Raw genomic sequence first — 14,073 nt, forward strand, 5'->3', positions numbered from 1 at the left:
ACTCAGGTTTTGAATTTGATAAAAATTGATTGTTTACACCCATGTAACCATCAATTTATGTAACTTCTAGCAACTAATTCAAAACCACCATGAAACAAAAAATTACACTATTGGCAATTACATGCTATGTATTGGCATTTACTGGCTTGTATGCGCAAAGGAAAAGATCAAACAAGCAAATTGAAAAACTAAAAACTGAGGTGGCTGCTATTGTCGAAAACAACAAAAAGCAGTCTCAAGTAATGGTCGATAAAATTTTTAGTTTTTCTGAATTAGGCTTTCAAGAAGTAGAATCCTCCAAATATTTGACAGGTATTCTGTCTGAAAATGGATTTGAGATTGAAAAGTCCATCTCAGGAATTCCCACTGCTTGGTTTGCAACTTGGAGCAATGGTGAAGGACCTACAATTGCTTTAGGTAGTGATGTTGATTGTATACCAAAGGCATCACAATATCCGGGTGTGGCTTATCACAAACCAATAGTAGAAGGAGCTCCGGGACATGGGGAAGGTCATAATTCTGGTATCCCTATGAATATTTCATCTGCCTTAGCGGTTAAAAAAATTATGGAACGTGAGAACATTGGCGGTACGCTTTTGGTTTGGCCAGGTATTGCAGAAGAACTCGTAGCTGCCAAAGCATGGTACGTAAGAGATGGCCGTTTTGATGATATAGATATGTGTATTTTTACTCATGTAGGTAATAATCTTGGCGTGTCTTATGGACCCACAAGGGGAACAGGATTAATATCTGTTGAATATTCCTTTGATGGTGAAGCGGCACATTCCGCAGGATCACCTTGGAGAGGTAAAAGTGCTTTGGATGCTGCTGAATTAATGAATATTGCTTGGAATTATAAAAGGGAACATTTACACCCTCTAAAACGGTCACATTCCATCTTTACAGATGCTGGTGATCAGCCAAATGTTGTGCCGTCTAAAGCAGCAATTTGGTTCTATTTTAGAGATATAAAATATGAGGGTATTATGGAGATGTACGCGATGGCCAATGATATGGCCAAGGGTGCAGCATTAATGACAGGTACAACAATGACATCTAAAGTTTTAGGAACGGCATGGCCAAGATATTATAATAAGGTGATTGCCGAGACTATGTATTTAAATATTAAAGAAGTGGGACTGCCAGAATGGTCAGACGCTGATCAGCAGCTGGCTAAAGCGGTACAAACGGAAGTCAACTCTGAAAAAACCGAAGGTTTACCTGTAAAATTAGATGAATTGGGACTTCCGGTTCTTGAGCCAATTAGTGGTGGTTCTGATGATATAGGGGATATTTCTTGGAAAGTACCTACCGTAACTTTGCGGTACCCTTCAAATATACCAGGGCTGCAAGGACATCATTGGAGCAATGCAATTGCCATGGCAACACCTATAGCGCATAAAGGTGTTGTAGCAGGAGCTAAGGTAGAGGCAATGACCATAATCGATTTTTTATTGAAGCCAGATTTAATGCAAGGTGCATGGGATTATTTTAATAACGAGCAGCAAAAAGAAACCAAGTATCAACCTATGATCTCTGAAAGTGATATGCCTCCAATTTACTTGAATAAGGATAAGCAAGATCAATTTAGGTCAGAATTGGAAAAGTATTATTATGATGAAACCAAATATGACACGTATTTGGAACAGTTGGGTGTTGAATATCCAACATTAAAGAATTAGGTATATTGAATACTATCCATGAAAAAAGGCTTTTAATTCTTAGAATTAAAAGCCTTTTTAAATTTATAAACTACTATATACTTTTTTCTAGTAATGCCATATAAAATCCGTCATAGCCACTTTTAGAAGCATATATCTTTTTGTCTTTTAGTAATGTAAAATCCTTTCCTTCTTCAGATTTTAAGAAAGACTGTACCTGTTGGCTGTTTTCTTGAGGAAGAATAGAACAAGTAGCATAAACCATTTTACCGCCTGGCTTTACAATTTTACTGTAGTTTCTAATGATTTCGTGTTGCGTTTTTACAATTTTGTCTAGAAACTCTGGTTGCATTTTCCATTTAGAATCTGGGTTTCTTCTAAGGACTCCTAATCCGGTACAAGGAGCATCGATAAGCACTCTATCGGCACTGCCATACAGCTTTTTGTATACCTTGGTAGAATCTATTTCCCGAACCTCAATATTGTGTGCTCCATTGCGTCTAGCACGTCTTTTAAGTTCTTTCAATTTGCTTCCGTAGATGTCCATAGAAATCAATTGACCTTTGTTTTCCATTAAAGCAGCTAGGTGCAGTGACTTTCCACCTGCGCCGGCGCAGGTATCCACTACACGTTGCCCGGGTTCAACATCTAAAAACTCGGCAACCAATTGAGATGATGCATCTTGCACTTCAAACATTCCGTTTTTAAAAGCTTGAGTAACAAACACATTTGCTCTCTCAACTAATTTTAATGCAGAAGGATGTCCTTTAATAGGTTCGGCAACAATATTTTCCTCTAGAAGTGCTTTACGCAATTCTTCTTTGTTGGTTCTTAATGTATTTGTACGCAAAATAACATCGGCAGGCACATTAAGTTTAGCAAGCTCTTCGGTCCATAATTTTTCACCTAAAGCTTTTTCGCATAATTCATCGATCCAATCCGGTACCGCCTCTCTGTATTTTCTAATTTGAGAAAGCTCATCAAATTTACCTTTAATTCTACGTTCGGGGGTTGGCTCTATCTGCTTCCAGTCTGGTAGTTTAATGCCTTTTAATACCGCCCATACCGCCCACATACGAAACAGGTCAGGCCTGCTGAAAGGAGCTTTAACTTCTGCAATTTCAGTATATAAACGCTTGTAACGTACCATTTCATAGGTAGTCTCGGCAATAAAGCCACGATCACGGGCGCCCCAGCGTTTGTCGAAACGTAATACTTTTTGAACCACCTTATCGGCGTATTCGTTTTCGTTAAATATAAGGTTTAGGGCGTCGATTACGGCAAACACCAAATTTCTGTGTAATTTCATTAAAATAGATATTATTAATTTGTCAGAAGATATGAAGCCGCCAGTAAATCCATTTTAGTTTAAATTGGCTTGTGTCCTCCTAAAATTTATGGCTGCAAAGGTATTGTTTTAGCAGCGATTCCATTTATTTTTGATCAACTTTATATTAGAATACCATGCGTTATACCTTTCTTTTGATTGTTTTATTGATTTCATGTACAGAAAAAGCCCCACCTGTAACCTTTAATTCGGTAACTATTGAAACAATATATTCAGATTCCTTAAGTATTAGAGCAATAGAATTGATGGGTAATAGTTTAGCTTTTGCGGCTAATAAAGGTACTTTTGGTACCATTGACTTATCTTCTGGAAAAGTGCGTTCAAATGTAGAGAAATACCATGATAGCTTACCTGAATTTAGGGCAATTGCTCATACGTCTAATGATTTTTTTATGCTTTCTATTGCGTCACCGGCACTTTTATATAAAACAGAAGGCAATGGGCAAATGAAACTGGTGTACAAGGAGGAAGGCGAAGGTGTCTTTTATGATGCAATGACATTTTTGAACGATAAAGACGGTATTGCTATAGGTGATTCAATAGCTGGATGCTTGAGTGTTATTTTAACTTCGGATGGCGGAAAAACTTGGACAAAAGTACCGTGCTCCCAATTGCCGGAGGCTATAGAGGGTGAAGGTGCTTTTGCTGCAAGTAATACGAACATTAGTACCAAGGGGAGCAAAGTGTGGATAGCAACTACATCTGGAAGAATACTATATTCTTCGGATAAAGGAAAATCATGGAAAGCTTATCAAACTCCCATTAGAAATGCTGAACCAACAGAAGGCATTTATTCCATTGATTTCTATGATGAGGATTTAGGATTTGCTATTGGTGGAGATTACACTAGCCCCAATAATGCTAAAGGGAACAAGGCAATGACACTAGATGGCGGTAAAACTTGGAATCTAATGGCTGATGGTATTGAACCGGGGTACAAAAGTTGTGTTCAATTTATTCCTGGATCAAACGGATCCGGGCTAGTAGCTGTTGGGTTTACAGGAATATCATATTCGTTTAATATGGGGAAAATCTGGGAAGAGCTATCTGACGAACCTTTTTATACCATACGCTTTAAAAATGATTCAGTTGCTTATGCGGCAGGTAAGAATCGTATTTCTAAATTAACGTTTAAGTAGTTATTTACCACCTTTATTATGGCGATACTGTTTTATTAATTGACGCTTAAACTCTTCTTCCGATTTTAGTAATAAGAGCGTTTTTTTTGCAGTTATGACCTTGCTGACTTCTTTTAGAAAATTAGTTTCCAAAACTTGTTCTTCTTCTTCAATTTTAATGTGTAATGTTAAAAGATTTTCGGCTTCTTTTTTGGTAAGGGTTTGGGCATCCTTTATTTTACTTCTAATTTGAATATGGTTTTTTTTACGTAAATCATTTCTTTTCTCCTGATACTCATTGTATACCGGCCAAAAATCTTGCGCCTCCTTACTGCTTAGAGATAGTTTTTCAGTAATGAAAGCCACTTTTAAGGTATTTATCTTTTCCCAATCTTTGTTTCTTTGACCAAAAGAAAGAGAAGTAATAGATAAGAATATGATTATTATAAATTTATTCATTGTCTTCAATGTTTATTTCATCAAAATCACTTACATTTTCATTTAAGTAATCAAGAAGATTATTGCTCTGGATAGGTGAGTTTAAAAAATCTGAATATTCCGTATTTGTTACGGGTAAAACCTCTGTAATTTCATAAGGTGAAAGCTCAAAATCGTTATTTTCAAAATAAGCTTCAATATCGGTATTGGCTAAATCACTGAAACTTAATTTGTTTGATGCGTATTGGTCGTATTCTAAAGAAATGAAAACAATAGCGGCAATTGAGGCAGCTACAGCTATTATTTTCTTAATTGAAAAAAGCGGAATTACTTTAGGTTCATTCTCAAGCCTTCCATTCAGGTGATCATTGAACTTCTCAAAATAATTATCCGGCACCTTAAAACCACTTCCTTTTGGGATAGTGCTTTCTGTTTTAGATAATTTGTCCATTAATTTGCCTTCAAAGCTATCGAAATAGCCTTTTGGAGTATTAAACGGATTTTTTTGGTTTTTGTTCATGATACTACTTTGACAATCAATTGTATAAAAGGTTTAGTCTTCCTTAAGATAGCGTTCTAATTTTTTAACTGCTAAATGGTATGAAGCTTTTAAGCCACCTACAGAGGTATTTAATATTTCAGAAATTTCTTCATATTTCAATTCCTGAAAATATTTCATATTAAATATTAACTTTTGCTTTTCAGGTAGGGTTGCAATGGCTTTTTGCAGCTGAAGTTGAATTTCATCTCCTTCAAAATATACATCTGCTTCTAGATTGGACACCAACTTATCTTGATAATCGGTATCGGAAATACCTTGCAATTTTGCCCGTTGTTTTATAAAATTTAAAGCTTCGTTAGTTGCAATACGGTATATCCAGGAAAAGAGTTTACTATCTCCTTTAAATCCGTTTATATTATTATAGACTTTAATGAAAGTATTTTGTAAAACATCATCGGCATCATCATGGCTTAAAACGATACCACGAATCTGCCAATACAGACGCTCTTTGTAAGTATTTACCAATACCTCAAAAGCTTGTGCCTGCTTATCTTTCGTTTTTAACTCTAATACTAATGTTTCCTCTTCAATCACCTAGAAATGAGGTTTGTTTGTTCTTAGACCATGAAGATGTATAAAGGTTTAATGTGATTTTAATATAAATCGGATTTTCAGAATTTGGTATTTGTTTTAAGAAGTTAAAGTTTGCATTTGCACCAGCTTTTTATAAGTACCATTACGTTTTAGAAGTTCTGTATGCGTTCCCTGCTCAACAATCTCTCCTTTTTGTAGGACTACTATAGTATCTGCATTTTGAATGGTAGAAAGTCTGTGTGCAATGACAATAGATGTTCTGTTCTTCATCATTTTTTCAAGGGCATCTTGTACTAATCTTTCGCTTTCAGTATCTAAGGCAGAGGTAGCTTCGTCCAAAATCATGATTGGAGGATTCTTTAAAACAGCTCTAGAAATAGATAAACGCTGTTTTTGACCGCCACTTAATTTATTGCCGCTATCACCAATATTTGTATTGTAACCATTGGGAAGATCCATTATAAAATCATGTGCATTTGCAATTTTGGCTGCTTCAATAATTTCATCATCAGTGGCATTTTCTTTCCCTAATCCAATATTGTTTTTAACCGTATCATTAAATAGGATGGAATCTTGTGTAACCAACCCTAATAAACCACGTAACGATTTTTTGCTAAGGTCTTTAATGTTATTGCCATCAATACTGATATCACCTTTGTTGACATCATAAAAGCGCGTTACAAGATTGGCAATAGTACTTTTTCCGCTACCAGATTGCCCAACTAGGGCAACGGTTTTGCCTTTTTCAACGGTTAAGTTAAAATTCTTTAATACGTAATCATCTTCATATTTAAATGAGATATTATTGATGTTGACGGCTGTATTAAATGCTTCTTGATGAATTGGGTTTTCAATTTCAGAAATAGGGTTTTCAGTTTCTAATATTTCTAGTACACGTTCTGCTGCCGCATTTCCTTTTTTGACTCCGTATGAAGCTTTGCTTATAGCCTTTGCGGGCGTTAATATTTGATAGGACAATGCCATGTATGTAATAAAGAGTTCAGCTTCTAGTGTTTTATCTACCAGAACCATTTGTCCTCCATACCAAAGGATGACTCCTATGGCAGCAATTCCGAAGAATTCACTTGTAGGTGAGGCTAAGTTTTGTCTATTTAATAAGCTATTGGAAAAATTAAAAAAGCGTTTAGTAGAAGCTTGGAATTTTTTGGCGAATACCGTTTCAGAATTAAAGGCTTTTATAACCCGTAATCCCCCCAAAGTTTCTTCTAAAATAGATAGGAAATAACCTTGTTCGTTTTGAACTTTGTCTGATTTTCGTTTTAATGATTTTCCGATTAATGAAATTAAAAATCCAGAAAGTGGAAGAAAAAGAAATACGAACAATGTTAATTTAGGACTTATAGCAAGCATGGCTATAATTGTAAATATTATTGTTAATGGTTCTCTTACAATGAGCTCCAGCACCGATAAAAAGGAGTGTTGAATTTCTAATACATCAGATGTTATACGAGCTATAGTATCTCCTTTTCTCTTTTCGGAATAATAAGAGATAGGTAATTCTACTGTTTTGTCATATAGTTCATTACGTAAATCCTTAAGCACGCCATTACGTAAAAATGTAATGAAATACATGGCTAAGTAATTAAAAAGGTTCTTTAAAAGAAACATGGTAATAATTAAGCCAACCATGATCATGAGTACTTCACCAGAATCTCTATATTGACTTTGTTCCGTTATGTAAAAATTTAGAGAGTTGGTTACGTAATCCTTTAAATCCGTAATACCGTTCCATTGTGGTTTGGTATATATTTTTTCTGTTTGTTTAAAAAGCACGTTCAACATTGGAAATAATGATATCATTGCCAAGGTTGAAAACAGCGCATAAAAAATGTTAGATATAATGTTTAAAACCGCATATATCTTGTAGGGCTTCGCAAAGCGAAGAATCTTTTTAAAATAATTCATTAAGCTAAATTAAGCTCAGCAAGAATGCTCTTGATTTTATTCTCAAGCTTTGCTGCTACTTTTTTATAATCTTCAGTTTTTTCCAATTTCGTATTGGTACTAATGTAGAATTTTACCTTTGGTTCTGTTCCACTTGGTCTAGCGGCAATTCTTGTGCCATCTTCAGTTTCGTAGATTAAAACGTTAGATTTTGGAATATCAATAGTTATTTCTTCGCCTGTCAGTACATTTTTGGCAGTTGAAGTGTTATAATCCTCAATCCACTTCACTTTTGAGCCAGCAACAGATTCCACGGGGTTTTCCTTGAAATCCTTCAACATTTGCTTAATTTCTTCAGCACCGCTAATCCCTTTTTTGGTAATAGAAACTAAATGTTCCTTATAGAAACCATAATCAACATAACATTGAATTAAATCTTTGTAGAAAGAGCTGCCGTTAGCTTTTGCTTGGCTAGCAATTTCACAAGCCAATAGGGTAGAGGTAACCGCATCTTTATCGCGAACAAAATCACCAACCATGTAGCCAAAACTCTCTTCACCACCACCAATAAAGTCAGATTCAGGGAAATCTTTGATCATTTTACCGATCCATTTAAAGCCGGTAAGAGAGGTTTTAAATTCTACTCCGTACGCTTTGGCCATAGCTTCCATCATAGGAGTAGAAACAATAGTAGTCGCAATAAATTCATTGCCTTTAAATCCTTTTTCTTTTCTTTTTTCTAGAAGGAATTTTGTCATTAAAACCATAGCTTGGTTTCCGTTAACAATTTCCATTTCCCCATCAAGGTTACGAACGGCAATGCCTAAACGGTCACTGTCTGGATCTGTACCCACAACCATATCTGCACCAATTTCTTCTGCTTTTTTAACGGCCATAGAAAGTGCTTCAGGTTCCTCTGGGTTAGGAGACTTTACCGTTGGGAAATTCCCATCAGGTTTAGCTTGCTCTTCTATAATAGTTACATTTTTATAGCCTCCTTTTTCAAGCACTTCCGGTATAGCGGTAATTGAAGTTCCGTGCAATGCTGTAAATACAATTTTAAAGTCGTCTTTTCCGGCAGCATTAAAATTTCCGGCAGCTACAGATTGTGAAATAAATGCTTCATCCACTTCCTTGTCAATTACTTCAATTAAGCTATCGTTGGGTGTGAATTTTATGTCTTCAAAATCAAGGGAGTTTATTTCGGAAATAATTTCTCCGTCCTGTGGTGGTACAATTTGTCCGCCATCGGTCCAATACACTTTATAACCATTATACTCTGGCGGGTTGTGCGATGCCGTTAATACGATACCGGCATGACAATTTAAATGCCTTACCGCAAACGAAAGTTCTGGGGTAGTACGCAAATCTGAAAACAAATACACTTTAATATTGTTGGCAGAAAATACTTCTGCAACAGTTCTTGCGAGCGTGTCGCTATTATGGCGGCAATCAAAAGCGATAACAACTTTAATTTCTTTGCCTTTATATACTTTGTTTAAATAGTTGCTAAGACCCTGTGTGCTTTTACCCAGGGTATATTTATTAATACGGTTGGTGCCAACGCCCATTACGCCTCTCATACCACCGGTGCCAAATTCCATATTTTTATAGAAACGGTCGTTCAGTTCTTCTTTATCGTTGGCAATAAGGTGTTCAATTTCTTTTTTTACAGCTGGGTCGAAAAAATCGGTAAGCCAGGTTTTGGCAGTATTAAGGATGTTATCCATTTGGTTTATAGTTTTATGTGGAATCAAGATAGTAAGAATTTTACTATTCTAACAGTTGGTTGTTTATTTCTTCTGAAACGATATATCTTTTTTCTTCTTTCTTAGAGCGTATTAATATTTCTCCTATAAATCCTGCTAGAAACAATTGAGTTCCTAAGACCATGGCTATAAGTGAGATGTAAAATTGTGGACGATCGGTTATTAATCTGCCAAATTTGTTAATGAACATTTTATCTATACCTAAATAGATAGCAAATCCAAATCCGATCAAAAACATTAAAACGCCTAATGCCCCAAACAAGTGCATAGGTCGTTTGCCAAATCTAGAAACGAACCAAATGGTCAATAAATCTAGAAATCCATTAATAAAGCGTTCTATACCAAATTTTGTTTTACCATATTTACGTGCTTGGTGTTGTACTACCTTTTCACCAATTTTTGAAAAGCCTGCATTTTTGGCAAGGACAGGAATGTATCTGTGCATTTCGCCAGAGACTTCAATGTTCTTGACAACGTCTTTTGCGTATGCTTTTAGACCGCAGTTAAAATCATGCAGTCGTACTCCAGAGGTACGCCTAGCTGCCCAATTGAATAATTTAGAAGGTGTGTTTTTAAAGAGGATAGAATCGTAACGTTTCTTTTTCCACCCAGAAACCAATTCATAACCTTCATTGGTTATCATATTATATAACTCTGGAATTTCCTCTGGGTTGTCTTGTAGATCGGCATCCATGGTAATGATTACATCTCCTACCACAGCTTTAAATCCGGCATGTAATGCTTGCGATTTTCCGTAGTTACGTAAAAAATGAATTCCTTTTACAGCAGGATTTTGATTGGATAATTTTGAAATGATATTCCAAGAGTTGTCTGTACTGCCATCATCAACGAACAGTATTTCATAAGAAAAATGATTGGATTGCATTACGGATACAATCCAATCATGAAGTTCTTTAAGTGACTCTTCTTCGTTAAGTAAAGGAATTACTATTGATAATTGCATGCGAAACTTCTGGTATGTTCTCCAAAAATACTACAATTACTTAGCATTAATAAGCAGCTTCTTCTTTTTTCAAGATTAAGCCGGTTATTAGACCAAAAATTAACCCGATAAGAACATTGATAATAATTAATATTGGATATGAAATCCAAGCAAAACTCTTATTCATCTCTATCCCTTGATTAATTTGTTCTTCGGTAAGGCTAGGATTGTCTGCCATTGCTTTAATCTTACCTATTTCATAAACTTTGTCCATATAGCCAGGTTCTATAACATTAGATAGTATAAAGAAATATAATAATCCAACTATTGCAGCTATAAGTGCAACACCGGCTCCAACTTTTAAAGCATTGGAAATACTTAAAAATCCGCCACCTGCTTTCTTGAATTGAATAATTGCAAAAATAATTCCAGCTGCTAAAATTAAGGTTTGGGTAATTTGAATAGCGGCCCCTTGCTCATAATGCATCTCCATTACAAAAAGCATTACTCCGAATACAACACCGATTAGTCCGGTGAGTAAGCCGTAATTCATTGCAAATTTTCCTGTTTTCGGTTGATTTTCTTCCATGATACAAAGTGATTATAGGTTGTTTTGTTTGTTAGTATGGTGTTAAGCAATATTGTTACAAAAGTGGTAAAATTAAATTTTAATATTTTTTTACATTTGTAATTGTCTGTTGATAGAATTTCACTATTTTTGCAGCCTTAAAATGAGTGCCCGTCGGAATGGGTGCGTTAAAGTTTTTAAAATGAAAAAAGACATACACCCAGAAAATTATAGAATCGTGGCCTTTAAGGACATGTCTAACGAAGAAGTATTTTTAACAAAATCAACAGCAAATACTAAAGAGACTTTAGAAGTTGACGGAGTTGAGTATCCATTGGTAAAATTGGAAATTTCAAGAACTTCTCACCCTTTTTACACAGGTAAATCTAAATTATTGGATACAGCAGGCCGTATTGACAAGTTCAAGAACAAGTACAAGAAGTTTGTTAAAGAAGAGAAAAAAGAAGAAGAATAGTATTTTTATTCTTTCTATTACATATAACGCCTTCGAAATTTTCGAAGGCGTTTTTTTTGCGTTTAACTTTGAAATACTGGAACTTATCTAATATATATAGATGCTCTTTGGATATTTGTTAATTTTGACAAAAAAATCATCTTGTATGAACTTTATCCTTTTTGACGGTCCTCGTAGAGATCATCTTTTACCTTTTACATTTACGCGACCCGTTTCTGAAGTTCGTGTTGGTATAATGACCTTGAAAGAAAGGTGGGAGGCCTATTTAAAAGTTTCGGTAACATCTTTTACGGAAGAATATTTAAGTGTCAAGTATCCAGTTAAGTTAGAAGATTTTAATTTATTTATAGATGCATCTGTTTTACCATCTGAGAGTTTGGTAAAAATTGTCAGTTCATTGAAGGAGGGTGAAGTAATAAAGTCAGGAGATTTAATAATAGCATATTCTGGTGCATCGGTCAAAAATTCTGATGAGTTAAGTGGTTTTAAACAAATTGAATTCCATGATAATTTTGTTCAAATCAATAACACCTGGGATATTTTTGAAAAAAACGCAGCTATACTACAAGCCGATTTCGATTTTATTACACAAGGGCGTAAAAGTCAGCCAATTTCAAAAACGAATCAGGTAGTTCATCCAGAGCGTATATTTCTAGAGGAAGGGGCAAAAGTTGAGTTTAGTATTTTAAATGCTACCGACGGACCTATTTACTTGGGGAAAAATTCTGAAATTTGGGAGGGTAGCCTTATACGTGGTGCTTTGGCACTATGTAATAATGCCATTATTAAAATGGGCGGTAAGCTATATGGGGCAACCACTATTGGTCCGTACAGCAAGGTTTGTGGAGAGGTTAGTAACTCGGTTATTTTTGGATATTCTAGTAAAGGGCATGAAGGATATTTGGGGAACGCCGTACTGGGTGAGTGGTGTAATATTGGGGCAGATTCCAATAACTCCAACCTTAAGAATAATTATGCAAAAGTTCGTTTATGGGATTATGCAACAGAGCGTTTTGAACAAACCGGATTACAGTTTTGTGGACTTATGATGGGTGATCATAGTAAAACAGCCATAAATACTATGTTTAATACAGGGACTGTTATAGGTGTAAATTCTAATATATATGTTCCAGGTTTTCCTAGAAATTTTGTACCAAGTTTTAGTTGGGGCGGCGCAACTGGCTTTACGGCTTATCAGCCAGTAAAGGCATTTGATGCGGCTAAAGTGATGATGGCTAGAAGGGGAGTGGAATTTAACGACGTTGATGCTGATATTCTTACCCATGTATTTGAGATAACAAAAAAGTGGAGAATGTATTAGGAAGTAGTTGTAAACTTATTTGATTGTTGTAATGCGACTGAGTTTGGTTTAAGTATTTTTGCGTTTTTAAATAGATGATTTAGATGAAGAAGAAAGTGGCTTTTTACACTTTAGGGTGTAAGTTGAACTTTTCAGAAACCTCTACCATAGCCCGTAGTTTTGCAGACGAGGGATTCGATAGGGTAGATTTTTCAGAAGAAGCGGATATGTATGTTATAAATACGTGTTCTGTAACCGATAATGCCGATAAAAAATTCAAGACTATTGTAAAAAAGGCACAAAAAATAAATCCTGATGCTTTTGTAGCGGCTGTAGGTTGTTATGCGCAATTGAAACCGGAAGAATTGGCTGATGTTGACGGGGTGGATTTGGTTTTAGGGGCTACGGAGAAATTTAAGATTACAGATTATATAAATGATTTAACCAAAAATGATCACGGTAGGGTGCACTCTTGTGAAATTGCCGATGCTGATTTTTATGTTGGTAGTTATGCAATTGGTGATAGAACAAGGGCTTTCTTGAAAGTTCAGGATGGGTGCGATTATAAATGTACCTATTGTACAATTCCATTAGCTCGTGGTATTTCTAGAAGCGATACTTTGGATAATGTTCTTAAAAATGCAGCAGATATTTCAGCGCAAGGAATTAAGGAGATTGTATTGACCGGGGTAAATATAGGAGACTACGGTAAAGGAGAATTCGGTAATAAAAAACATGAACATACTTTTTTAGATCTAGTAGAAGCGTTGGATGATGTAGATGGTATTCATCGTTTACGAATTTCTTCAATTGAGCCCAATCTATTAAAAAACGAGACCATTGAATTTGTTTCTAGAAGCAAAACCTTTGTACCTCATTTTCATATTCCTTTGCAAAGTGGAAGTGATGATCTTCTAAAATTAATGAAGCGTCGTTATATGACGAATCTTTATAAGGAGAGAGTAGAAAAGATCAGGGAGGTAATGCCACATTGCTGTATTGGTGTTGATGTTATTGTAGGGTTTCCGGGAGAAACCGAGGAACATTTTCTAGAGACGTATCATTTTTTGAATGATTTGGATATTTCTTATTTGCATGTTTTTACGTATTCTGAAAGAGATAACACGCCAGCTGCTACAATGGATGGTGTAGTTCCTAATAAAGTTAGAAGCAAAAGAAGTAAAATGTTACGTGGATTGTCTGTTAAGAAAAGACGTGCATTTTATGAGAGCCAGTTAGAAAATGAACTTTCAGTTTTATTTGAAGGAGAAAACAAAGAAGGGTACATTCATGGATTTACCGAGAATTACGTAAAAGTAAAATCACCGTGGAATCCTGAACTGGTAAATACGTTACACAAGGTAAGACTTACTACAATTGATAAAGATGGTCTAGTTCGTTTTAATTTTGTGAATGAAAAAGTAAAAGCATAAAAAAAAGCCTTTCAAATGA

13 protein-coding genes are annotated in these 14,073 nt (G+C 35.4%); 5 read left to right on the forward strand and 8 right to left on the reverse strand.

The window, feature by feature from the left end:
- Positions 1 to 89 precede the first annotated feature (89 nt).
- On the forward strand, positions 90 to 1,682 hold the full coding sequence (locus BW936_RS08825) for a zinc-binding metallopeptidase family protein (protein WP_076548038.1): 1,593 nt from the start codon (positions 90 to 92) through the stop codon (positions 1,680 to 1,682).
- Positions 1,683 to 1,755: 73 nt separating this feature from the next.
- Here BW936_RS08825 and BW936_RS08830 read toward each other — a convergent pair whose 3' ends face one another.
- Positions 1,756 to 2,970: an RsmB/NOP family class I SAM-dependent RNA methyltransferase gene (locus BW936_RS08830; RefSeq protein WP_076548039.1), complete on the reverse strand. Its 1,215-nt coding sequence runs from the start codon at positions 2,968 to 2,970 to the stop codon at positions 1,756 to 1,758.
- Between the two features lie 155 nt (positions 2,971 to 3,125).
- On the opposite strand from BW936_RS08830, the gene BW936_RS08835 reads away from it, so the two are divergent.
- On the forward strand, positions 3,126 to 4,148 hold the full coding sequence (locus BW936_RS08835) for a WD40/YVTN/BNR-like repeat-containing protein (RefSeq protein ID WP_076548040.1): 1,023 nt from the start codon (positions 3,126 to 3,128) through the stop codon (positions 4,146 to 4,148).
- On the opposite strand, the gene BW936_RS08840 is transcribed toward BW936_RS08835, so the two are convergent.
- The 7 genes from BW936_RS08840 to BW936_RS08870 form a co-directional block, all read right to left on the reverse strand.
- A complete protein-coding gene (locus tag BW936_RS08840; protein WP_076548041.1) occupies positions 4,149 to 4,586 on the reverse strand; it encodes a hypothetical protein in 438 nt (145 codons plus the stop codon).
- Positions 4,579 to 5,085, reverse strand: a complete 507-nt coding sequence (locus BW936_RS08845; RefSeq protein ID WP_076548042.1) for a hypothetical protein — start codon at positions 5,083 to 5,085, stop codon at positions 4,579 to 4,581. The genes BW936_RS08840 and BW936_RS08845 overlap by 8 nt, the downstream gene beginning before the upstream one ends.
- Positions 5,086 to 5,118: 33 nt before the next feature.
- Positions 5,119 to 5,661, reverse strand: coding sequence for an RNA polymerase sigma factor (locus BW936_RS08850; protein WP_076548043.1), 543 nt, complete (start codon positions 5,659 to 5,661; stop codon positions 5,119 to 5,121).
- 96 nt (positions 5,662 to 5,757) lie between these two features.
- Positions 5,758 to 7,587, reverse strand: coding sequence for an ABC transporter ATP-binding protein (locus BW936_RS08855; protein WP_076548044.1), 1,830 nt, complete (start codon positions 7,585 to 7,587; stop codon positions 5,758 to 5,760).
- Positions 7,587 to 9,296, reverse strand: coding sequence for a phospho-sugar mutase (locus tag BW936_RS08860; protein WP_076548045.1), 1,710 nt, complete (start codon positions 9,294 to 9,296; stop codon positions 7,587 to 7,589). Before BW936_RS08860 ends, BW936_RS08855 begins: the two co-directional genes overlap by 1 nt.
- A gap of 43 nt (positions 9,297 to 9,339) precedes the next feature.
- The gene (locus tag BW936_RS08865; RefSeq protein ID WP_076548046.1) at positions 9,340 to 10,299 is read right to left on the reverse strand and encodes a glycosyltransferase family 2 protein; all 960 of its coding nucleotides are present in this window, start codon (positions 10,297 to 10,299) and stop codon (positions 9,340 to 9,342) included.
- 46 nt (positions 10,300 to 10,345) lie between these two features.
- Complete coding sequence (locus BW936_RS08870; protein WP_076548047.1) at positions 10,346 to 10,867, reverse strand: DUF4199 domain-containing protein; 522 nt, start codon at positions 10,865 to 10,867, stop codon at positions 10,346 to 10,348.
- A 181-nt stretch (positions 10,868 to 11,048) separates the two neighbouring features.
- Here BW936_RS08870 and BW936_RS08875 point away from each other — a divergent pair, with 181 nt between their 5' ends.
- From BW936_RS08875 to mtaB, 3 genes are all read left to right on the forward strand, one after another.
- On the forward strand, positions 11,049 to 11,321 hold the full coding sequence (locus BW936_RS08875; protein ID WP_036155087.1) for a type B 50S ribosomal protein L31: 273 nt from the start codon (positions 11,049 to 11,051) through the stop codon (positions 11,319 to 11,321).
- A 145-nt stretch (positions 11,322 to 11,466) separates the two neighbouring features.
- Positions 11,467 to 12,642: a GlmU family protein gene (locus BW936_RS08880; protein ID WP_076548048.1), complete on the forward strand. Its 1,176-nt coding sequence runs from the start codon at positions 11,467 to 11,469 to the stop codon at positions 12,640 to 12,642.
- An 83-nt stretch (positions 12,643 to 12,725) separates the two neighbouring features.
- Positions 12,726 to 14,054, forward strand: a complete 1,329-nt coding sequence (gene mtaB, locus BW936_RS08885) for a tRNA (N(6)-L-threonylcarbamoyladenosine(37)-C(2))-methylthiotransferase MtaB (RefSeq protein WP_076548049.1) — start codon at positions 12,726 to 12,728, stop codon at positions 14,052 to 14,054.
- Positions 14,055 to 14,073 lie beyond the last annotated feature (19 nt).

This window comes from Maribacter ulvicola (assembly GCF_900155985.1).
In the GTDB taxonomy this organism is placed as follows: domain Bacteria; phylum Bacteroidota; class Bacteroidia; order Flavobacteriales; family Flavobacteriaceae; genus Maribacter; species Maribacter ulvicola.

Coding starts and splice junctions, on each gene's coding strand:
- mtaB (WP_076548049.1), top strand. CDS start 12,726: ATGAAGAAGAAAGTGGCTTTTTACACTTTAGGGTGTAAGTTGAACTTT.
- BW936_RS08860 (WP_076548045.1), bottom strand. CDS start 9,296: ATGGATAACATCCTTAATACTGCCAAAACCTGGCTTACCGATTTTTTC.
- BW936_RS08870 (WP_076548047.1), bottom strand. CDS start 10,867: ATGGAAGAAAATCAACCGAAAACAGGAAAATTTGCAATGAATTACGGC.
- BW936_RS08830 (WP_076548039.1), bottom strand. CDS start 2,970: ATGAAATTACACAGAAATTTGGTGTTTGCCGTAATCGACGCCCTAAAC.
- BW936_RS08875 (WP_036155087.1), top strand. CDS start 11,049: ATGAAAAAAGACATACACCCAGAAAATTATAGAATCGTGGCCTTTAAG.
- BW936_RS08825 (WP_076548038.1), top strand. CDS start 90: ATGAAACAAAAAATTACACTATTGGCAATTACATGCTATGTATTGGCA.
- BW936_RS08840 (WP_076548041.1), bottom strand. CDS start 4,586: ATGAATAAATTTATAATAATCATATTCTTATCTATTACTTCTCTTTCT.
- BW936_RS08845 (WP_076548042.1), bottom strand. CDS start 5,085: ATGAACAAAAACCAAAAAAATCCGTTTAATACTCCAAAAGGCTATTTC.
- BW936_RS08865 (WP_076548046.1), bottom strand. CDS start 10,299: ATGCAATTATCAATAGTAATTCCTTTACTTAACGAAGAAGAGTCACTT.
- BW936_RS08835 (WP_076548040.1), top strand. CDS start 3,126: ATGCGTTATACCTTTCTTTTGATTGTTTTATTGATTTCATGTACAGAA.
- BW936_RS08880 (WP_076548048.1), top strand. CDS start 11,467: ATGAACTTTATCCTTTTTGACGGTCCTCGTAGAGATCATCTTTTACCT.
- BW936_RS08855 (WP_076548044.1), bottom strand. CDS start 7,587: ATGAATTATTTTAAAAAGATTCTTCGCTTTGCGAAGCCCTACAAGATA.